General features: G+C 28.6%; 13 protein-coding genes, 6 tRNA genes, 1 rRNA gene and 2 other annotated features (1 of these 22 only partly in view). Of the genes, 5 read left to right on the top strand and 15 right to left on the bottom strand.

Annotated features, from left to right (window positions below; translation table 11 throughout):
• Window positions 1–2 precede the first annotated feature (2 nt).
• The gene (addA, locus tag ARA19_RS16600) at window positions 3–3,797 is read right to left on the bottom strand and encodes a helicase-exonuclease AddAB subunit AddA (protein WP_055072019.1); all 3,795 of its coding nucleotides are present in this window, start codon (window positions 3,795–3,797) and stop codon (window positions 3–5) included.
• A gap of 345 nt (window positions 3,798–4,142) precedes the next feature.
• Here addA and ARA19_RS16595 point away from each other — a divergent pair, with 345 nt between their 5' ends.
• The 4 genes from ARA19_RS16595 (at window position 4,143) to ARA19_RS16580 (ending at window position 8,525) form a co-directional block, all read left to right on the top strand.
• Window positions 4,143–4,781 carry a hypothetical protein gene (locus ARA19_RS16595; protein WP_055072018.1) on the top strand — a complete coding sequence of 213 codons (639 nt, stop codon included), beginning with the start codon at window positions 4,143–4,145 and terminating at the stop codon, window positions 4,779–4,781.
• Window positions 4,782–5,633: 852 nt separating this feature from the next.
• Complete coding sequence (pnuC, locus tag ARA19_RS16590; RefSeq protein WP_055072017.1) at window positions 5,634–6,434, top strand: nicotinamide riboside transporter PnuC; 801 nt, start codon at window positions 5,634–5,636, stop codon at window positions 6,432–6,434.
• Between the two features lie 544 nt (window positions 6,435–6,978).
• A complete protein-coding gene (gene pnuC / locus ARA19_RS16585) occupies window positions 6,979–7,749 on the top strand; it encodes a nicotinamide riboside transporter PnuC (protein ID WP_055072016.1) in 771 nt (256 codons plus the stop codon).
• A 197-nt stretch (window positions 7,750–7,946) separates the two neighbouring features.
• Window positions 7,947–8,525 carry a TMEM175 family protein gene (locus ARA19_RS16580; RefSeq protein WP_055072015.1) on the top strand — a complete coding sequence of 193 codons (579 nt, stop codon included), beginning with the start codon at window positions 7,947–7,949 and terminating at the stop codon, window positions 8,523–8,525.
• Between the two features lie 217 nt (window positions 8,526–8,742).
• On the opposite strand, the gene addB is transcribed toward ARA19_RS16580, so the two are convergent.
• The 4 genes from addB to ARA19_RS16560 form a co-directional block, all read right to left on the bottom strand.
• Window positions 8,743–12,195 carry a helicase-exonuclease AddAB subunit AddB gene (addB, locus tag ARA19_RS16575; protein WP_055072014.1) on the bottom strand — a complete coding sequence of 1,151 codons (3,453 nt, stop codon included), beginning with the start codon at window positions 12,193–12,195 and terminating at the stop codon, window positions 8,743–8,745.
• A 117-nt stretch (window positions 12,196–12,312) separates the two neighbouring features.
• Window positions 12,313–13,179: a metallophosphoesterase gene (locus tag ARA19_RS16570; RefSeq protein WP_055072013.1), complete on the bottom strand. Its 867-nt coding sequence runs from the start codon at window positions 13,177–13,179 to the stop codon at window positions 12,313–12,315.
• Between the two features lie 149 nt (window positions 13,180–13,328).
• Window positions 13,329–13,419 (bottom strand) — tRNA-Ser (locus ARA19_RS16565).
• Window positions 13,420–13,454: 35 nt separating this feature from the next.
• Window positions 13,455–13,545 (bottom strand) — tRNA-Ser (locus ARA19_RS16560).
• 284 nt (window positions 13,546–13,829) lie between these two features.
• On the opposite strand from ARA19_RS16560, the gene ARA19_RS17905 reads away from it, so the two are divergent.
• Entirely contained in the window at window positions 13,830–14,000 is a 171-nt protein-coding gene (locus ARA19_RS17905; RefSeq protein ID WP_207643347.1) for a hypothetical protein, read from the top strand.
• Between the two features lie 32 nt (window positions 14,001–14,032).
• Here the strand turns inward: ARA19_RS17905 and ARA19_RS16550 are convergent.
• From ARA19_RS16550 to rrf, 10 genes are all read right to left on the bottom strand, one after another.
• Window positions 14,033–14,123, bottom strand: a tRNA-Ser gene (locus ARA19_RS16550).
• Between the two features lie 33 nt (window positions 14,124–14,156).
• Window positions 14,157–14,247, bottom strand: a tRNA-Ser gene (locus ARA19_RS16545).
• A gap of 254 nt (window positions 14,248–14,501) precedes the next feature.
• Window positions 14,502–15,779 carry a serine--tRNA ligase gene (gene serS, locus ARA19_RS16540; protein ID WP_055072011.1) on the bottom strand — a complete coding sequence of 426 codons (1,278 nt, stop codon included), beginning with the start codon at window positions 15,777–15,779 and terminating at the stop codon, window positions 14,502–14,504.
• A 64-nt stretch (window positions 15,780–15,843) separates the two neighbouring features.
• Window positions 15,844–16,049: a binding site (T-box leader), on the bottom strand.
• Between the two features lie 98 nt (window positions 16,050–16,147).
• A complete protein-coding gene (locus ARA19_RS16535) occupies window positions 16,148–16,384 on the bottom strand; it encodes a DUF1667 domain-containing protein (protein WP_055072010.1) in 237 nt (78 codons plus the stop codon).
• Window positions 16,385–16,397: 13 nt separating this feature from the next.
• The gene (locus ARA19_RS16530) at window positions 16,398–17,789 is read right to left on the bottom strand and encodes an NAD(P)/FAD-dependent oxidoreductase (protein WP_055072009.1); all 1,392 of its coding nucleotides are present in this window, start codon (window positions 17,787–17,789) and stop codon (window positions 16,398–16,400) included.
• A 237-nt stretch (window positions 17,790–18,026) separates the two neighbouring features.
• Window positions 18,027–20,759 carry a UPF0182 family membrane protein gene (locus tag ARA19_RS16525; RefSeq protein ID WP_055072008.1) on the bottom strand — a complete coding sequence of 911 codons (2,733 nt, stop codon included), beginning with the start codon at window positions 20,757–20,759 and terminating at the stop codon, window positions 18,027–18,029.
• 290 nt (window positions 20,760–21,049) lie between these two features.
• Entirely contained in the window at window positions 21,050–21,586 is a 537-nt protein-coding gene (locus ARA19_RS16520) for an HD domain-containing protein (protein ID WP_055072007.1), read from the bottom strand.
• A gap of 114 nt (window positions 21,587–21,700) precedes the next feature.
• Window positions 21,701–21,776 (bottom strand) — tRNA-Ala (locus tag ARA19_RS16515).
• 5 nt (window positions 21,777–21,781) lie between these two features.
• Window positions 21,782–21,858: transfer RNA gene (locus ARA19_RS16510), tRNA-Ile, on the bottom strand.
• Between the two features lie 3 nt (window positions 21,859–21,861).
• Window positions 21,862–21,979 (bottom strand): 5S ribosomal RNA (rrf, locus tag ARA19_RS16505).
• 59 nt (window positions 21,980–22,038) lie between these two features.
• Window positions 22,039–23,234: a sequence feature (23S ribosomal RNA rRNA prediction is too short), on the bottom strand; it runs 505 nt beyond the window's last position.

The raw sequence follows: 23,234 nt of genomic DNA, 5'->3' as shown, positions 1-23,234 counted from the left end.
TACTAATACTTTACTTCTTTATTTATTCCAAATAAATAAAGGTATTTTTCATCTACTTTTTTTCCTAAAATATTTTCTAATGCCTTAGAATATAAATCTATTTGTACTTTATATCTTTCTAATATTTCTAGTTCTTTTCCCTCTTCTACATAATCAGTTTTATAATCAATTAAGACAATACCATTCTTATCTTCAAAGAAACAATCTATAATTCCCTGTAATCTAACTTTATCTTCAGAATAAATATTTTTATCTAAATTACTATCAAATTCATATACCGGTATTTCCCTGAAAAACGGTAATTCTCTGTATATTCTAATTCCATCATTATAGGCTTTTAACAATCTTTCTCCTATATTTGATTTGAAAAATGCCCTTATTCTATAAATATTTACAGCCTCAGCTTCATCCTTCATTAGTAATTCTCTCTTCACCATATCATTTATTAATTCTTTAATATCATTTATTTCTGTCTTTGAATAATCAATATGTTGCATGACAAAGTGTGTTAATGTTCCTTTTTCAGCTGCTGTTAATCCCTCTCTTTTTTCAATAAACTTTGGTTTCTTCTTTGTTATATTACCAGTTGAAATTGCTGATACTGCCGTTTCTGCATCAAAATCCATTATATTTTCTTTAAATAAATCTATCTCTTCCTCCATAATACCTCTTCTTTTTAACTCTGAAACTGATATATTAGAAGGCATAGTACTAACTTCTTTATATCTATATTCATAATTTAATCTCTCTTTGATATTAGAAAAATTTTCACCTTTAATATTTTCAATGTTTAACTCTTTATCTACAAATTCCTCTTTAACAATATTACTTGCTAATTCTTCCCTTTTCCAAGTATTTATTATCCACTTAGACTCATCAGCTATATTTAAATCAACTTCGCCCTTAAAATTCTCTCTTATTTTATTTCCATCAATATGCTTACTTAAGGCCATTCCTATCCAATCCAAGTAACTCTCTGCCTTTATAACCTTTCCTTCCGTAATTTTATATCCATTACTCATAGAAGCAGCTTCAGACCATTTATCAAAGTATTTGTTTATATCCTTAATACTTCCTGTTATTATTAACTTTTCCCTAGGTCTTGTTAAGGCAACATAAAGCACTCTCATTTCTTCAGACAATGTTTCAAGTTTAACTTTTTTCTTTATGGCATACTTAGATAAACTAGAATAGCTTATTCTCTTCTGTAAATCTACTATATCAGCACCAAAGCCTAAATCATCATGATATAATAAATCACTATTCATATCCATAAAATTGAATCTCTTTCCTGTTGCTGAAAGAAATACTACAGGGAACTCTAATCCCTTACTCTTATGAATACTCATTATTCTAACAACATCTTCATTTTCTCCAAGTATCTTAGCGGTTCCAATATCTCCTGTGGATCTCTTTAATTTATTTATAAAATTTATAAAATTAAATAATCCCTTGAAGCTAGTACTTTCATACTGTTTTGCTCTTTGGAATAATATTCTTAAATTTGCCTGTCTCTGTACACCATTCGCCATGGCTCCAACATAACCATAATAAGATGTATCGCTATATAAAAACCAAATAAATTCATCCATTGGCATATATTCAACCTTTGTTCTCCAAAGTTCTAATTTTTCATAAAAGTAAATTATTTTTTCTTTTAACTCATCTTGAACTGAAAACTCTCCCTTATAAACGGCTTCTATATTTTCATAAAAATATTTATCTTTATCTAATAATCTTATTTCAGCTAATTCTTCAGCATTAAATGAAAATATAGGTGATTTCATAGCTGCGATTATATAAATGTCTTGCCTTGGATTATCAATTATATGTAGAAGTGACATTACAGTTCTAATCTCTATAGTTTGAAAATATCCTGTTCCTGTATCAGCATAAATAGGTATTCCCATATTACCTAAAACCTCAGTAATACTATCACTCCATCCTTTAGTTGCTCTTAATAAAATAACAATATCCTTATACCTTACATTTCTATACTTACCTAATGACTTATCCCAAACCACAAAGCTTCTTCCATCCTGTGGATTCATTAATTCTTTTATTTTATTTCCAATAACAATAGCTTCTAACTCAGCTGTATCCAAATCATCTTCATTACTATCATCATTTTTATTTTCCTCTTCTAAATCAACTTCTTCATAATTTCTTTCTACTATATTGATATCAACAACCTGAGAATAAAATGGATTTTCAACCTCCTCTCTTGTTGTTATATTCTCTGGAACTACCTCTGCATAAGGAGCCCCTAAATTTAATTGTTCATCTTCATTATATTCTAATTCCCCTACTGTCTTACTCATTAAAGTCTTAAAAATAAAATTTGCAGAATCTAAAATTTCTTTTCTACTTCTAAAGTTTTTATACAATGTAACTTTTCTATTTTTATCATCTTTATTTCTAGTATAACTTTCATATTTTTCACTAAATAAACTAGGTTTTGCCTGTCTAAATCTATAAATACTTTGCTTAATATCCCCAACCATAAATACATTAGGGTTCTCATCATTTTTTCTAGATACCATATTTATGATTGTTTCTTGAATATTACTACTATCTTGATATTCATCTACTAGAACTTCAACAAATTTTTCTTTAAACTCTCTAGCAACTTTAGAAGGCATTACCTTTCCATCATCAGATATATCTATTAGAATTTGTAGACATAAATGCTCTAAATCATTAAAATCTAGAATATTTTTTTCCCTTTTTTTATTATTATATCGTTCCATAAATTCTATAGTTAAATAGCTTAATTCTCTTATAATCGGATACATTGACTTAATTCCTTTTACAGTTGTAATTAAATCATCGCTGAAAATATCCTTTTTAATATCAGACATATCCTCTTTCACAGTATCTCTTATTTTCTTAACCTTATCTTTTAAATCTTCATCCTCTATATCTGCCTTTTTTATAGTTTTCAATCTGCTAAAGCTTAAGAAACTAAAAGCCTCATAAACTTCTTCTAAAGTTCCATTTTCCACAACTTCATATAATTTATTTATAAGATTATAATCCTCATTTAAATTATCTAAGTATTTTTCTAACCATAAGTTTCTTTCACATATATTAATTCCCTCTCTCAACATATGTATGGAATTTTCTATGTCTACTTTTAAACTATTCCTTAATTCTAAACTCCAAGGTAATTCATCTAAATCACTTGCAGATTCTATGTTAAATTCATTTGATTTATCAATTAACCATTGCTTTGGCCAAGGCCCACTCATAACAAATCTATGGATTAATAATATTTTTTCTTTTAATTTATCATCATTTTTCTTTCCACCATAAGTTTCTACTAAATCCAAGAAATCCTGTGAGCCTTCTTCATACTTATCTTCTAATAAATCGTTTATTATTTCTTCCCTGATAATATAACATTCTGTTTCGTCACCAATTCTAAAAGAAGGATCTAAATCTATATTGTGATAATTATTTTTTATTACATCTAAACAAAATGAGTGCATGGTCATTATATTTGATCTGTTTAAAAGAGATAGTTGTCTTTGCAATACCTGAGAGCTTGGATCCTTCTCTAACTCATCTGATATAGCATCCCCAATTCTCTCCCTCATTTCAGAAGCAGCTGCATTTGTAAAAGTAACAACTAATAATCTATCTATATCCACAGGATTCTCTTTATCTGTTATCATTTTTATTATTCTCTCAACCAATACTGCAGTTTTTCCAGATCCAGCTGCAGCTGCTACAAGTAAATTACAATTCCTTGTCTCAATAGCTTCAATTTGCTCTAATGTCCATTTTGAAGACATAATCTCCCTCCTAACTTATATACAATCATTTTTACGTAACAAAAATATCCAAAGTTCTTATTTATATTATATCCATTTCTTATTTTCTAAACAAACTTCTAGATTCTCCAAGAAAAATTACATGTTTATATCGTTTTTTTAAATTTTTTGTATACAAATTGTAAACAAATTTTATTATAATTATATTATTAAATTCGTTTGTATGTTAAAATTTATTTTTTAATCATCTATAGAATTCAAGTATTTATCAATGAATTTTGTAGAATATAAATTTTAACCTACTTTAATATGAATATTAAATCTCATAAAGATAATTAATATAAATTTGGTTGAAAGGAAATAGTTATGAAAAAATTAGTAGTTTTAATTATTGCTGTTTTAGCTGGAATAGCCTGTTATACTGCTTATGCAGTTGCTATGCCTCAAGCTATAACTGGCTCAAAAGTAGTTTATGTTAACAATAATTCAGGTAATTACAATGATAATAGTGATGCTGATGAAAATCTTCCTGATGGTCTAAAGCCACTTTCTTTACCTACTGTTTACGGTGATAGTCAAGCTTCAACAAAGGAATATGCAATTCCAGCAAATGTTCAGCCTTACGTAGGTAAATGGGTAGTTGAAAAACAAATAGGAGTAAATCCTTATCAAGTTAAAGGACCATCACCTATAGGAAAAACAATAACAATATCTCAATCTGAATTTATTGATAACAGTAAAAATTCAGCTATAAATTTAAAAAACCCTTATTATACATTAATGACTATTCCTTGTGATCTTTTAACTCAAGATTATGATGTTAACTTCTATGATCAAACAGGATTACCTAAGGAACCATTAAATGTAATAATAGTTAATCCAAGTAGTAATGATGTTCCATTACAAGATCCTGCATTTAACACAGATGCTTTATTTATTGATAATGGAAATTTAGTTGTAGTTAACGGATTATCATTCTTCTTATGTAAAAAAGTAAGTAATTAATTAAAAACCTGTTAAAATAATAGATTGAATTGAATTTATTATTTTTTAACAGGTTTTTTTATATATTTTTGTTTTTATTTTAGACATTTTTTTCTCTTTTTCTTAAAAAATAATATCATTTTTTAAGAAAATAATAAATAAATATATTTTCATTGAAATTTAATTATGTATATTGTAAAATCTAATTGAATTAATAATTAACGTTTTATTAATTCAATTTTTACAAATGATAAATTAAAATTAACGAAAAAAATTTTAATAAACTAAAATCATTTATGTGATAGTGATAAAATTTTATGAATTCTTATTTCATAATTAACTAAATAAGAATGATTTTTTACATAAAATTTAAATACAAAAGATAAAGTAAGAGTTTTTATACAAAAGATAAAATATATAAATTTAATACACAAAAGATTAAAAATTAAAATTACAAAAGATAAGATATCGTAAAGTTCATACGCAAAAGATGAAATATTTTAAAAGTTATATACAAAAGATTAAGCATTAAAAGCTTATATACAAAAGATGAAACATCATAATGATTATGCACAAAAGATGAAATTTTAATTTCATTTATCGTTTCAAAGTAGTCTTAAACTACTTTTTATTTATTCCCCTTTTGTAAATGATTACAAAAGTGATATATTTGTACAAATATATCACTTATCTATATTTTAAAATCAATTTATTTTAGTATACGTCGCACAAACTAAGACTTAATTCAGATAAAGTTTTAACTTTAACTTAATTTTAGTCGAAGTTATCTAAGGACGGGTGTCTGTTTATTTTAAACTTATATAAGATTTGAGTATTACAGATACTAGTCAACAGATAAACATAGGAGGAAATATGAACTTTTTTAAATCTTATTCACCTTTTCATAAGGTATTTTTTGTAGTATTTTTAGTGTTAAATATTATCGTATTTTTTATACCTGCATTCCAAGCTGGTTCATTAAGTCCAGTCTTATCAATTTTATCTATTGCAGGGATAATATCAACACTTTCGGGGTTAATGGCAGGTATTTATACTGCTAGAGCAGAAGTTGCTGCTTATACTTGGGGAATTGTTAATACTTGTTTCTATATCTTCATTTCACTTTCTAGACATATGTATGCAGAAGTTATACTTTACACAGTTTATATGCTACCTATGAATATCTACGGATATTTTGCTTGGAAAAAAAGTGCAAACAATATGGAACATGATGATACTACATCTTCAACTATAGAAGTTAGAAGTTTAAAAAAATCTACTTGGACTTACATTATTATATTTGTAATAATAGTCTGGATTGCTTATGGTGCTTTTGTTTATTATTTACCAAATATACTTGGCTCATTTGGAATAACAATAGCTCCAGATAAAACTTTCTTTATAGATTCATTTACAGCTACATTAACTATTTGTGCTGTTATTGTATCAACTAAAAGATTTAAAGAAACATGGTATTTCTGGTTGCTATCAGATTCTGTTGGAATATTACTTTATGTTATATCTATCTTTGAATCAGGTACTTTTTCATTCACAGCTCTTTCAGGAGCAATTATGTGGACTCAATTCACAGTAAATGCAATTTATGGAATAATAGTTTGGAAAAAACTTGAGAAAAAAGAACATCCTGATTCAGGTGGAGAATTAGCAAGTTAAAGTATACCAATAAAAGGAATTGAAATTTATTCAATTCCTTTTATTTTTTTATTTAATGTATTCTAGATATATACATGATATTTATATAATTAATAATAATATTATTTAATAAATTAATAATAAATAATATTAATTATTCGTAAATAAATAAATTTTTATTTTTTAATTGAAATTAATTAAACTTTAATGTAAAATCTTTTTTAGTTAGAGGTTAACAAATTGTTAACTAAAGTCTAATAATAAATAAAAACTTTTAATTTAGCAAAAATTAAGCAACTTAATTTTCTTCAAAATTAAGAATTGCAAAATTTTTTTGCCAAAATTCAAGAAAATTAATCTGGATTAACTAAATATAAAATTTTTTAAAGTTTATTTTAAGTCCTTTTTTATTTAGGTACTACTGTAATCATTTACATTTGTTATTAGATTTTATATTGGTAATTTATATTAAGCAATTATCTAATTCGTTTTTTATAAACTATAATTCAAAACAATTATAGTTTTTTTTTGAGGAAATTTAACACTAAAAAACTTAGGAGGCATTATGAAATTTTTTAAATCATACTCACTATTCCATAAAATATTTTTCGTGGTATTTTTAATATTAAATATTATTGTTTTCATAGCACCAGCCTTTCAACAAGGTGGTTCATGGAGTTCAGTATTCTCATTCCTTTCAATATTAGGATTTATTGTTACAATATCAGGACTTTTCGCTGGTATCTATACCGCTAGAGCTGAAGTACCAACTTATATTTGGGGTACAATAAACGTATTCTTTTATATAATACTTTCATTCTCTCGTCACTTATATGCTGAAGTAATTCTTTATACTGTTTATATGCTTCCAATGAATATTTATGGTTACTTTGCTTGGAAGAAAAGTGCTCAAAGTATTGAACATACAAATACAACAACTTCAACAATTGAAGTTAAAATCTTAAAGAAATCAACTTGGTCATACATCATTATATTCGGTATTATAATTTGGATTTGTTATGGTACATTTGTTTACTACTTACCAACCATATTCGCTCACTTCGGCATGATAATAGCACCTGATAAAGAATTTTATATAGACTCATTTACTGCTACAGTAACAATCTTTGCTGTTATAGTATCTACTAGAAGATTTAAAGAAACTTGGTACTTCTGGTTAGTATCAGACTCTGTTGGAATAATACTTTATGTAGTTTCAATAATAGAATCTGGCAGCTTCTCATTTGCAGCATTATCTGGAGCAATTATGTGGACTCAATTCGTCCTAAATGCTATTTATGGAATAACTGTATGGAAGAAACTTGCGAATAAATAATTCATACTTAAATTAGTTGTTAAATCAGAATTAGCTTAACATAAAAAACCTGTTAATCAAAGTCATTAAAATTACTTTGATTGGCAGGTTTTTATTTATCTTTGCAAGGCAAGTTATTTTTTTATATAATATATTGAAATCTAAAAAGATTAATGATTTTAGATTTCAATATATTAGACAATTATGGAGGAATCGTCGTGGAGAAATCAAGACTCGAATCATTTACAGACGCAATTATTGCAATTATTATGACAATTTTAGTTTTAGAGCTTAAAGTTCCCCATAGTGCTGAATTCTCTGCATTATGGGACATGAAAGAACAAATTTTAGTCTATGCACTAAGTTTCTTCTTACTAGCAATTTATTGGGTTAACCATCATCACTTAATGAATATGGCAACCAAAGTTAACGGTAAAATTTTATGGATAAGTATAATAATGTTATTTTGGATGTCCCTTATTCCATTTGTTACTGCATGGGTAGGAGCTTATACTGATAGCTTAGTACCATCTGTTACATATGGAGTTATATTTTTATTAACTAATATAAGTTATGGATTTTTAAGTAATGAACTTATTAAAGAAAATGGAAAAAATTCTAAAGTATATAATGTATATAATAAGAATACAAAAATGTCTCTTACTATTGTATTAAGTATTTTGGTCAACTTCCTTGCATTTATCTCTCCAATTCTTGTTCTTTTAGGATGCTTAATAATTTCAATTATGTGGGTTATACCTAGCAAAAAAGCCGAACAATGTTCAGATAAGGATTGATAATACTATAAAAACTTAAAATAAAATGTTATACATATAGCAATATTAAAAATTAAATTTAGTACTAAGACATAAAATTTAAATTTTTTATTGTTGTTCTTAAAACAGGAATATAATAAAATTTAATTATTATATTTCAAGTTTTTAGGCACTTATTATATGAAAAAAGCAGATTCAGCTATATGAATCTGCTTTTTTAAATTTCAAGGACAACCTTTTACTCTTCAACTTCTTCTTTTATTTTATTCCAAAGAACTTCTTCTTTTTCTTTCTTTATGTTTTTATAATTGTTATTTTCTACTGATAAATCAAACTGACATATATGAGAATAAGAACAATAATCACAGAATGTTCTATCCCCTTCCTTACAAGGTTCTATATTGATATTTCCACTTAACATCATCTCTGAAAGTTCCATAACTTTTTTATTTACATATTTTCTGATTAACTCAAATTGCTCTTCTGTTATTAAAGCTTTATTTTTAGCTAAATTCCCATCTTTATTTATTTTAGCAGGAATTATTAAAGAATATCCTTCTGATTCAATATCACTATCCATAGACTTAACAACATCAATATCTTTAAGCATAAGACCATCTAGTTTTAATTCTTTTAATACAAGTTCTTTAACTTCTTCTTCACTTAATTCCTTCTTACTTTTTATTATAGGATCATCTATTTTAAAATAAAGCATAGCTCCTGGAAGTGCTTGTTCTCCTATTATCTTATCTGAATTTTTTAATAGTATATCTAAATAAACTAATAACTGTATTTGAAGACCATTGAATAATCTATTTAAATCAAAATTTTGATTACCTGATTTATAATCTATTATTCTTATATAATTTGTACCATCAAGTTTTAGTCTATCTACTCTATCTATTCTTCCAGTTAAAAATATGTCTTCCCCACTAGGAAGAGTTATTTTTATTTGTCCTCCATCACCATTTCCACCAAAGGCAAATTCATTTTGGAATACCTCAAAATTACTCCTCTTCATTTGCTCTGCAATTACCATAACAGACTTTGTTATTATTCTCTTAAATCTATCAGTGAAGTACTTGTATCTATAAGAACTATTTAATATAGCCCCTTTATTCTCCTCTAATTGTCTATTAACTAAACTATTTACTATTTCCCTACACTTCTCTTGATTAAGTTCACTCCAAGCTATAGATTTTTCCTTTACTTCATTAGTAAACTCATCTAAAATTTCATGCATAAAACTACCTAAATCAGGTGCAGAAAACTCATATATTTTTCTATCCTTAGCTTTTAATCCATATTGAATATAATAAGCAAAAGGACACTGTGCATATCTTTCAAGCTTTGAAACACTAAATTGAAATCTTCCATTTTCACTAGCATATAAACTCTTAACTTTAGCTGAAGATATAGTTTCTAAATTAGAATATTTTAGTCCTTTAATTATATTGTTTAGCTTTCTTCTCCACTCTTCATCTTCAATAAAATAACTATAGACATCACTCCAATAATCCTCCATATTTTCATTATCAAAATTCTTTCTAATAGCCATTATTAATTCATTAAAGGTTGGTTGTTTTGAAGATATATTATAAAGTTCATCCTTCTTGCTTATTAAATTAAAACCACTACTCTCTTCTTTCATATGTGGAAATATTTTTTTCAATCTATGAATTATAATAGATGGTCTTAAAGCTTTCCCTTCAAAATCTGCTAGAGGGTAAGTTAATACTAAATATTCTCTAGCTATAGTTAATGCAGTATAAACTAAGAATTGCTCTTCAAAAACCTTTGTCTTAGTATCAGAAGCAAGTTGTATTCCTTTATCTTTTAAAGTTAATCTATCTCTATCTGATAATATTCCCTCTTCTTTATTAATTGCTGGTAATACACCATCATTAACTCCTACAACATAAATTGCTCTAGCACCTCTACTCTTTATTCTTGTTATATCACCAACATTCACTTGATCTATAGCAACTGGTACTACACCCATCTCATATTTACTGAATCCTACATTTATTATTCTTAAAAATTCTTTTAAATCTACTATTTCATCACCAAGAATATCTACACATTGCTCTAAAACTTCTATAAGGATATCCATTATAGTTGAATATTCCTTTGTCTTTCTAGTAAGACCATTTTCCTCAAAATAGTTAATTTTTTCTTCTATTTTTTCATATATATTTAAATCTTCATCTAAGAATTCATATAATGCAACACAAAATTCTTTAACACTTTTCTTACCTTTACACTTACTTTCTAAAGATAAAAGAGGAGTTTCTACCCAATGTTTTATATCATTTATTTCGTTTAATTCTTGTACTTGCTTTTCCGATATATCGGAATTTTTAAATGTATTAGAACTATAATACTCCCATTGTTCTTCTTTCCATTTAGATCCCTTAATACCATAGGCTAAAATATAATTTTCTAACTTATCAATATATTCTTTTTCAATACCTATAAATCCACTTTTAAGATATTTAAATACACTTTCATAGGACCAATTTCTATTTATTATATCTATAGCAGAATTTATTAATATAACTATTGGATTACTTGCAACATCAAGCTTTTTATCTATATAATAAGGAATTTCATATTGATCAAATATAACAGAAGTTATCTTTTCATAGCTATCTATATTTCTACAAATAAGAGATATATCCTTATATCTAAAGCCTTCTTCTCTTATAAGTCTTAAAATATCCTTTGCTATAAATTCTATTTCCTCATAACTATTATTAGCTTTATATAATCTTATATCTTTTTGTGCCTTCTCATAGCTTATAAAAGGATAAGAATATAATTGTTTCTCTAAATGTGCTAACTCATCACTTTCCTTAAATCTATAAGGAACATCTTCATTTAAATTTACATAACCTTTAAAGGATAAATTATTCTCCTCTAAAGCTCTGATTAATCTTCTTTCTATACTTTTACTTGTATTGAATAAATCAATATCTTTAAATTTAGTATTTCCTTCTTCCATAGGTAAAGTTATATTAACCATTTTAGCTCTTTTAATAAGTTCTACTATTATATCCATCTGTTGAGGGGTAAAAGTATTAAATTCATCTATCCATATTTCAGCATCCTTATATAAATCACAATTTTTTAAATGCTCTAAGGCAAGAGTTAGTTGATCTTCTCCATCTATATAACTCTTATGTAACTTATAATTAAAGCTTTCTAGTATACTTTTAATATCACTAATTTTACTCTTTAGGCTTTCATCTTCCACTTCATTTAACATTATTTCTAAAGTTTCATCTGATATATCATATTTTTTTAGCTCACTTATAAGAGTAGATATTATATCTATAAATCCATCTTTTTTTGATGCAATTCCAAAGGACTTCATTTCATCTGATAATTCCTCAAGAACCTTATAAATCACCATATTCTTCCCAGCATCTTTAATAAGCTTTTTAGTTAATCCTCCACATATATTAAAAACTCTATATGCTATTCTTTTAAAACTAAGTACCTCTGCATTAAGTACTGCTTTCTCACCTATATTTTCTATAATTCTATTCTCTGTTTGAAACGTAAATTGCTCAGGTACAATAAGAATATAATTATTATTTTCTTTTTTCTCTATTTTCTTTTTTATTTCATTTATACAATAAGTAGTTTTTCCTGTTCCAGCTCTTCCATATATAATTCTTAATGGCATAACTAATTCACCTTTCTTAATTAAGCTATACTTATTATTTTTACCAATTCTAATTTAATTTTACACTTAAAAAATAAGCTATAAAAGAAAAAATTCTTTTATAGCTTATTCAACAAATTATTCAATAAATTTAGGCTTCCCTAAACTTTCTTTCTTAACCACTAAAAATCCACCCTTTATAGATGTTATGGTCCATTTACATAAGGTAAAAATTCCATTTTCTAATTCTATACAAGTAACTGAATAAGGCAATACTGCAGCCCCTGTATTCATATAATTACTATCATTATCTAAAAATATACTGTTGTGAGTATGCCCCATTACTATATTAGTTTTATTTTTTCTACTCCACTCATATGCCTTCTTATCTATTCTTGCCCTCTTATTATCAAACTTAGCAGGGCTAGTTATTTCTTTAAAAGACATTACTTCAGTTAAAAATCCCCAAATATATCTTACTAAAATTTTAGTTACTGGTGCCATTTCATCACAAGCAAAATCAAACTGATGTCCATGAAATAAAAAATATTCCTTTAAATTTTTATATTTAAGTACAATTCCTTCGTATATATCTAAGTCACTATAAAAACTATATAACAATTTATTTTTTTCCTTATATTTATCTACACATCTTTTAAATCTATAACTTCCCTTTATACCATCATGATTCCCATAAATCATATAAAGTCTATTATGTTTTTTAAAATTTTCTAAAATCTTATACTCATCTCTATGAGCTTCCACTATATCACTAAGATTAGTAAACTTCCAAAGTTCATCACCATCACCAAGTTCTACGTAACTATAACCATTATTGTAATAATATCTAAGTGCAGTTAGATATATATTAACATTAGGATATAAAGCATCCTTATAAGTTCCATTTCCTCTATGACAATCACTGAACAAAACAAACTTTGAATTATTATTAATATCTATGACTTTAGATCTATTCTTTAAATTTTGCAATTTATCTCTGCCCATTAGATTCTCCAATAAATTATTTTAGTAATTTATATAAAAAAATTTTTCGATTTATAACTTATTTTTCACTAGAAAAATTAATGGGTTACATTTATTAACTTAAGTTTTTACATAGCAAAAAACACCTAGTATTTTTACTAGGTGTTTTTTGGCGGAGAATCAGGGATTTGAACCCTGGCGCCAGTTACCCGACCTACGCCCTTAGCAGGGGCGCCTCTTCAGCCACTTGAGTAATTCTCCATGCCTTCATTTATTAAAAATATAAATTTTTAATGTGGCGGAGAGAGTGGGATTCGAACCCACGGTACCCGTAAAGGTACGCCGGTTTTCAAGACCGGTGCCTTAAACCAACTCGACCATCTCTCCATGTCGAACACATTTATTATTATATCAACCTACCTTTTTATTGTCAACAATTTTTTAAAAAAATTTTTATTTAATTATTTATAATTAAAAACATTAGTATTAATCCTACTTTAAAGCCCCTTTAACCATTCTACTATTACTTTAATAAAAGTGAATTATATCTATTCCATTAAATATCAGTAAATATTTCCTATAATCACCCATGAAATATTCTAATTAAGATATTATGTAATTAAATGACTATAAAACAGAAAAAATGTAACTTAACACTAACTGATAATTATTTGAGTGTATTTAATGAAAATATAAATAATAAAATTTACTATAATAAACTTGAATATATAAAAATCAAAGAAAATTTCATAGCTATAAAAACTAAAGATATTAAGCAATTTTTACTAAATAAAAATAATGAAACAATTGAAATTTATAATAAAACTAATAAATTAATATAACAAAAAACACCTAGTATTTTTACTAGGTGTTTTGGCGGAGAATCAGGGATTTGAACCCTGGCGCCAGTTACCCGACCTACGCCCTTAGCAGGGGCGCCTCTTCAGCCACTTGAGTAATTCTCCATATTATACCATTTTATTTTTGGATAAAAAAAATGGCGGAGAGAGTGGGATTCGAACCCACGGTACCCGCAAAGGTACGCCGGTTTTCAAGACCGGTGCCTTAAACCAACTCGACCATCTCTCCGTGCTTACATATGATATTTTATCAACATCTGCTCTTTCTGTCAACATATTTTTTTCACTTTTTTTAAATTATTTTATTAGTTCCATAAACTCACTATTTAAGCCATTTTATATGGTTTTTAAAATATTTTTTATGTTAATTATTATGTTAATCAGTAAAATTTTTTCTCTTTATTATTTAATAAACTAAAAAACTACCCTTAAATAAGAGTTCCCTCTTCTCTAAAGGTAGTTTATTGTAATTATTAAAATATATTATTTTAATAATTCACATCTCATATATTCTTTTATAGCTTCTGGTATAACAACTGTACCATCTTCTTGTTGATAGTTTTCTAATATAGCTGCAACAGTTCTTCCTATAGCTACACCTGAACCATTTATAGTATGAACAAATTGTGGTTTGTCTTTAGCAGTTTCTCTGTATTTAATATTAGCTCTTCTAGCTTGGAAATCTTCAAAGTTTGAACAGCTTGAAATTTCAACGTATCTGTTGTAACTTGGCATCCAAACCTCTAAGTCATATTTTAATGCTGCTGTGAATCCTAAATCACCTTTGCATATTCTTACTATTCTATATGGTAATCCTAAACCTTGTAGTACTGATTCAGCATCTTTTACTAACTTATCTAATTCTGCATAGCTTTCTTCTGGTTTACAGAACTTAACTAATTCAACTTTATTAAATTGATGTTGTCTTACAAGACCTCTTGTATCTCTACCAGCTGAACCAGCTTCTGCTCTGAAACAAGCACTGTATGCAACATGTTTTATTGGAAGTTCTTCTCCTGATAAGATTTCATTCTTATACATATTAGTTACAGGAACTTCAGCAGTTGGTATTAAGAAATATCCGTTATTTTCTACTTTGAAAGCATCCTCTTCAAACTTAGGTAATTGACCTGTACCAGTCATACTATCTCTATTAGCCATGTATGGAGGTAGTACTTCAGTATATCCATTTTCAAATGTATGCTTATCTAAGAAGTAGTTTATTATGCTTCTCTCTAATCTAGCACCCATACCTTTATAGAAAGTAAATCTTGAACCTGCTACTTTACCAGCTCTTTCAAAATCTAATATATTTAAATCTGTTCCTAAATCCCAGTGAGCTTTTGGTTCAAAGTTAAACTTAGTTGGCTCTCCCCATCTTTTGATTTCTATGTTGTCTTCATCAGTTTCTCCATCTGGAACTTGTGGATTTGGTATGTTAGGTATTCTTAACATTATATATTCTATTTTTGAATCTATTTCATTAACTTTAGCATCAAATTCTTTTATAGTTTCACCTATTTTTTTCATTTCAGCCATTACTTCTGTAACATCTTCTCCAGCTTTCTTTCTCTTAGGAATTTCTGCTGAAACTTGATTTCTCTTACCTTTTAAACTTTCAACCTCAACTAAGATTGATCTTCTTTCTTCATCTAATGCTATAACCTCATCGATTACTGAAACATCAAATTTTTCTCCTCTATTGCCTAGAGCCTTTTTAATTTCTTCAGCATTACTTCTTATTCTTTTTAAATCTAACATTTTGCTTACTCCCTTCTTAACTTTAGCTTATTTTTTTGTATAAAAAAAAGCCCACCATCCCTATAAAAGGGACGGAAAGCTCCGCGTTGCCACCCTAATTGGTAAATTAAAGAGAATTTACCCACTCAAAATTAATAACGATTAAAAACCGTACTGCTTGTATTCACAGTCCCTCACAGGTGGATTCATAATCATTCTGTATCAGTTCACAGCTACCACTGACTCTCTTAGAGCAGAAAAAATTACTACTATCCTGATCATAGGTTTAAAATTTTATTCTTTTGAGTTTATTATAGTAATCATTTTCTCTAATGTCAATGATTTATTTACATTGACTACCATTTTTTTAAAATTAATTCTTCCATTAGTTATTTTTCATCTTTACTTAAATTTTTAGTACAAACTATATCTATTCCAGTATTTAAAATATTTTTACAAACAATATCTCCTATGTCAGCTGGAACACTCACATATAATCTACTTAAAACTTTTGAAAAATCTATCCATAAAGAAATATCAACAGGCGCTGTACTCTTAACAGGAATAACATTGTACTTTTTAGACCCTCTAACTCTCACTAAGCTTGTAAATACATCTTTACTCATCCCCACTCACCTCTTATATATCATTAAATTCTTTGATTCTAGAACCTAAAACTTTTGAATTCTTAGAATCTTCAACTATATCTGTAGGTTTTTTATCCAGTTCTCTAGCTAGTATATCTATTATTTTGCCAATACACTGTGCTCCATGGCACTTACCAAAGGTTGCATTAGTTCTTCTCTTTACACCCTCTACAGTTCTAGCACCTAAAGGTCTTCTTATACAATCTACAATTTCTCCTTCTGAAATTAAGTTGCATATACAAATAATTTTTCCATACCTACTATCAACAGATATAAGTTCATTTCTTTCCTCATTACTTGAGTTTCTAAATCTATAAAACTCTCTTCTTTTATCAATGAAATTTTTACTCTTACTACATTTTAAATTATTAACTACAGTCTCACATATGAGATTTGCTATAGCTGGAGATATAGTAACTTCAGCATAATGCTTCCCAGTCACCTTTATATATCCCTTATTTATCTCATTATCATCTATTATTATTAAATCCTTATGATGATCATCATAAAAAACATTATTTACATCACTATTACTTATATCAGGAACTAATGCCTTAGACTTTCTAAGAGACTTATAGAATCCTATAGGCTTATCAGAATTTATTCCTATAACTATCTGCCCATTAGCACCCGGTATATGACTTATAAATTGATTTGAATCCTCTATTTTAAAAATTAAATTAGAATAACTTTCTTTCTTTTGGTTCAAAAGTAAATAATAACTTTTTAAAATTTCCTCACTTGATACTTTACTTTCTTGATCTATTGAATAATTATCTCCTGGTATAGTATTAACAACAAATCTACAATTAATCTTGCTCTTATTTGTAGTAACTACAAAACCATTAGCAACACTTTGAATATCCTTAACAACTTCTTCAAGTCTAAATAAAACACCATTATCAAAAGCAACTTCACCATAAGCTATTGCTAAATCATAAGGATTAATTACTCCTGTATTCTCTGAATAAAAAGCCTTTGTAAAATTAAACTTTAAGTTAGGTTCTAAAATCTTTGCTTCTTCCTCACTTAACATTTTAACGCCATTTATCCCTCTTTTTATTGAACGGTTATACATATCCTCTATTATCTTTTCTGAAACTTCATTATCAGCAATTCTTAAAGTAGCTCTTCTAGTGAAAGGAACATTAAACTTTTTCGCTATTTCACCTAAAAGTTTATTTCCCATACTTTCTAAATTGCTCATTAAATCATTTTTACATTCAGAACCATCATAAACAACCGCAGTATTTACAAAAGATATATCATCAGCAATATCATAGTCCTTTTCTATAACAGCTATATTTAAATTATATTTAGATAATTCATAAGCTACTGCACAACCTATAATTCCTCCACCTAGAATCAACACATCATAATCCATTCTCTCACACTCCTAGTTACCAAATGTAATTATTTTATCTAATAAGAAATATCTATAATACCTATCTTCTCGTAATCTTTAGTATTATTCTATCCCATTCTTAAATAAACTTAACGCAAAAATTTTTCAATGCTCTGTTTAATTTAACCACTAAAATTATAACATATTTAAATTGTAATTTTTATAAAACACAATAAATAGAGCTGTGCTAAAATTCTTAGACACAGCCCTATCTCTTTATTCTTCTTTATTTAATGCATTTAAAACTTCTCCGACCTTATTTATATATTCTCCATAAGTAGCCCAATCTCCATTTTTTTGAGCCTCTATGGCCTTATTAAATAATTCAGCAGCTTGTTTTATATCACTACTACTTCCACTAGCTTCAGTGACAGCCTCCTCTTTTTCTTCCCCATCAACAACTTCACTTTCTATCTTAGACTTACCATAATAATTAAATAGCTTCTCTAAAGCTTTATCCACACTTGTTTCAATTACAATCTTATCTCCATTAGACATAACAACTCTTTTCATCTCTGGCATACTATGTTCTGTTGAAGCCTTCAAATAAAGAGTATTAAGATATAATAAAGAGTCTTCTATCGGCACAATTATAATATCTCCATATACAACTTCAGAACCTTTCCCTTCCCATAGACTTATTTCCTTGGAAATATTGGGGTCCTGAAGCATTCTATTTTTGAATAAATATGGACTATATATAGCTCTTTGTTGTGGGAACTTATACATTACAAGCTTTCCATAATTACCTTTGTCCATTCTAGCACCAAGTAAAGATACCATGTTTTGCTTTCCACTCATATTAAAATACTCAAAAAGCATCATTTCTAGATTTTTTCCACCATGAGCTCTACTCATTAAATATAAAACTTCAACTGGTATTTCTTCCTTTGTTTCCTTGCCATCCTTCTGAGGATTCAATATATCACTAGAAACATCCCATAAATCCTCTTGAGTGAATAGTTTTATAGGGTCATTTGTATGATATTTAGCTAAAACTTTACTCTGTAGTCTGAATATTTCCTGTGGGTATCTGAAATGTTCCTCTACTCCCTTTGGCAATTCATTAATGTTTTTAAATAAACCTTTGAAAATAGAACTATAATTTTTTATTACAGGATCATTTTCATCTATAACATAGAATTTAACATCGCCATTATAAGCATCTACAGTAACCTTAACTGAATTTCTTATATAATTTATATTATCTTGAGGTTCTGAGAAAGGATATTTATCTGAAATAGTATATCCATCTATAATCCACAATAGTTTTCCATCATTTATAATTGGATATGGATCTTCATCATACTCTAAAAATGGAGCTATTTTCTTAACCCTACTCATAATTTCCCTATTCATTAGGATTCTACTATTGTTATTTATTGCGCTAGATATTAGTATTTTAGGATTCTGCTCATAAATAGAAAATAAAACCCTATTTATTGGATTTAATTTTATTCCTGCCTTACCATCATAGGAGAAATTATTTTCACTTTCCCCTGTAGGATAATCAAATTCTGCTACTGTTGTATTTACAATTGCATAATCCTTAGTATTTTCTCCAAAATATATTCTTGGATTATCTAAATTTATATCGGTATTATTATCTGTTGGGATGTCTTTCATTATAAAGGATGGTTGTCCCTCTTTAGTTACTTCGTTAACCTTACTCATAGTTACTCCATAACCATGGGTGTACCTTAAATGTTTATTTTGCCAAACAGGCATTTCTGATGTGTTTATCTCCCTTGGAGCTATAAAGACTTGACTCTCTTCACCATTTATCTTATATCTGTCTGTATCTACATCTTTAAAAGTATAATATTTTTTAATTAATTGAACTTGTTTATAAAAATTAAGCACTGGCTCTGCTGAATTGACCCTTATGTTGCTTATTATATCTTTATTATCATCTAACTTATCAATCTTTATTTCCTTAGAAGGTTCAAAACTCTTTTCTTCAATTTTATCAATATTATAAGCCCTCTTAGTAGCCTCTATATTATACTTTAAATAAGGTAACTCAAATTCCATTTCATTAGACTTCACTATAAATTGTTGTACCCCCAATGAAACTAATGGTTGTAATCCTATTAATACTACAATTGTTCCTACAGAATAAATTATAGGCTTATATTTCTTCTTCCATATAGATACTCCAACTATAATTGCTGCCACTACTGAAGTAATGGTAATTATTCTATAAAATAATAAAGTCACTTTAACATCAGTATAACTTGCACCATATGCAGCTCCTCTACTGCTATAAACTAAATTATAAGCATTAAATACACAACCTATAGCTACAAGTAATAAAATAGCAGCAGATGTTACTGCCAATTGTTTACCTGCGAAGTTCTTGATCCCTTCTCCTCTTGATCTTATATTAATAACAGTATCTTTTCTTCTTGTTGGTACTTTTATAGATAATAAAAAATATATAGTTAGAGTTACCATTATTATTATAAATAAAATTAGAAAAAAAGAATTATAAATAGATTTTAAAATAGGAAGCTTAAACATATAAAATGAAATATCCATATTAAAAATAGGATCTACCTGATTAAAACTTTTACTATTGAGAAACTTTAAAATCTCTAACCAATTTGTAGCTGAAGTTATTATAGATAAAATTAATGATAATATAAAGTTTCCTCCAAGTGTTAACCAATTATAAAGCTTTAAATGTTCATTCCCTATTATGGTTAAAACATTTTTTCTCAAACTTTTAAAATACATATATAGTATTAAGAAACTAACTATAAATATAGGTATAGATAAAATTGCTATAGCCTTTAACTTAACTAAATAAATATTTAAGTAATTAACTTCCTTAAACCATTGCAAATCAATAATAAAATTAGTTGATAAAAAAAGTAATGCTATAGCTAAAACAATAATTACAATACTGACCTTTAAAACTCTCTTAACCTTTAGCCCCTTCTTCATACTTCCCCCTAATATACGATTCATTTCTTGTAACTAGTTACTTATAATGCCTTATACCTTTTCCCCATAAATAAATGGCATCACACTCCTAATAAGCTAGATTAAAATTCAATTAAATATCTAATTTCATATATTAAACTTAATAAATTAAATAATTATACTTTTAAAAGCCCTTAATTAAATCTAACTTGTAATATATAGAAAATTATATAATAAATTCATAATATTTCATATATACTTTTTCTCTTATTTATTTTTAAATGCTAATTTAACCTTTAATCATAATTACACTAATTTCTATCATCAGCCATTTTTACTATCTTTAATAGATAATTATTGCTACTATTAACATATTCCTCGCTTTTATGGTGAGAAGATACCACCTCTATTAATTCCTTAGAAAACTTTTTATTGCTACTTAATAATATTTTTTCTCCCTTAATAGGATGATTATAATAACTATCTAGCAATTTCCCATTTTCTTTATCTCTGTATTTCCCTTTAGTTATTTTATCAATAATAACTACTAGCATTTTACTAAAAGGATTTAAAGGAATTTCAGACTTCCCTATATCGTGTAATAATCCTGCCTTTGCTAACTCATTTCTAAACTCATCATTTTCCTTTAATTCTTTATTGTTAATCTCTTCATTTAATATATGCAAAGCTTCTTTAGATACTCTTATAGAATGTTGTTTATCAATTTTACTTAAAGCTGAAAAAAGCTCTAACTCATTTTTATTTAAATAGGTATTTAGATATTCTATGTCTAAATCTTTATAATTAGATATTATTGCCCATATAAATTGTTTAATTCTATAAAGCATAGGCTCATATTCCTTTCTTCCTTAAATTAAATAACTAATATATTTATATTAATTATTATTAATAGTATATAATTGTATAAAAAAAAATCCTATGATTTTCATCATAGGATTTCTTGGTGGAGATAAAGAGATTCGAACTCTTGACCCCCTGCGTGCAAGGCAGGTGCTCTCCCAACTGAGCTATACCCCCAAATATGGTGGACCTTCAGGGACTCGAACCCCGGACCTACCGGTTATGAGCCGGTTGCTCTAACCAACTGAGCTAAAGATCCATGACCTGGCAACAACCTACTCTCCCACACGGTCACCCATGCAGTACCATCGGCTTTCTTAGGCTTAACCTTCGTGTTCGGAATGGGAACGGGTGTTACCCTAAGAAACATAATTACCAGATTATGAAGTTTTCAGAGCTTGTTCTCTGAAAATTACACTAAATATGTGATTTTATTTATTAGATCAAGCCCTCGACCTATTAGTATCGGTCAGCTGAACATGTTACCATGCTTACACCTCCGACCTATCAACCTTGTAGTCTTCAAGGGGTCTTACTAGATTACTCTATGGGAAATCTTATCTTGAGGGGGGCTTCACGCTTAGATGCTTTCAGCGTTTATCCCTTCCCGACGTAGCTACCCAGCTGTGCTCCTGGCGGAACAACTGGTACACCAGAGGTCAGTCCATCCCGGTCCTCTCGTACTAAGGACAGCTCCTCTCAAATTTCCTACGCCCGCGACGGATAGGGACCGAACTGTCTCACGACGTTCTGAACCCAGCTCGCGTGCCGCTTTAATGGGCGAACAGCCCAACCCTTGGGACCTACTTCAGCCCCAGGATGCGACGAGCCGACATCGAGGTGCCAAACCTCCCCGTCGATGTGAACTCTTGGGGGAGATCAGCCTGTTATCCCCGAGGTAGCTTTTATCCGTTGAGCGATGGCCCTCCCACGAGGAACCACCGGATCACTAAGCCCGACTTTCGTCCCTGCTCCACCTGTATGTGTCGCAGTCAGGCTCCCTTCTGCCTTTGCACTCTTCGAACGATTTCCGACCGTTCTGAGGGAACCTTTGGGCGCCTCCGTTACTTTTTAGGAGGCGACCGCCCCAGTCAAACTGCCCACCTAACAATGTCCTGTGACCAGATTCATGGCCTCCAGTTAGAATTCCAGTACTATCAGGGTGGTATCCCAAGGTTGGCTCCACTAAAACTGACGTCCTAGCTNTAAGCGCTATGCCCCCTAGCCCATTCAGTGCTCTACCTCCAGTACTTAATTACCCGACGCTAGCCCTAAAGCTATTTCGAGGAGAACCAGCTATATCCGAGTTCGATTGGAATTTCTCCGCTATCCACAGCTCATCCCATGCTTTTTCAACAGCAACGTGGTTCGGTCCTCCACGAAGTTTTACCTTCGCTTCAACCTGGCCATGGATAGGTCACCCGGTTTCGGGTCTACGACATGCTACTAGTTGCCCTATTCAGACTCGGTTTCCCTTCGGCTCCGTACCTTAAGTACTTAACCTCGCAACATATCGTAACTCGTTGGCTCGTTCTACAAAAAGCACTTCATCACCCTCATAAGGGGCTTTGAACGGTTGTAGGCATACGGTTTCAGGTTCTATTTCACTCCCCTCCCGGGGTTCTTTTCACCTTT

The sequence above is a fragment of the Clostridium massiliamazoniense genome (genome assembly GCF_001403635.1).
Classification (GTDB): Bacteria; Bacillota; Clostridia; order Clostridiales; family Clostridiaceae; genus Sarcina; species Sarcina massiliamazoniense.
The sequence above is the reverse complement of the archived record's forward strand: the minus strand, read 5'-3'. Positions and strand labels throughout refer to the sequence as shown.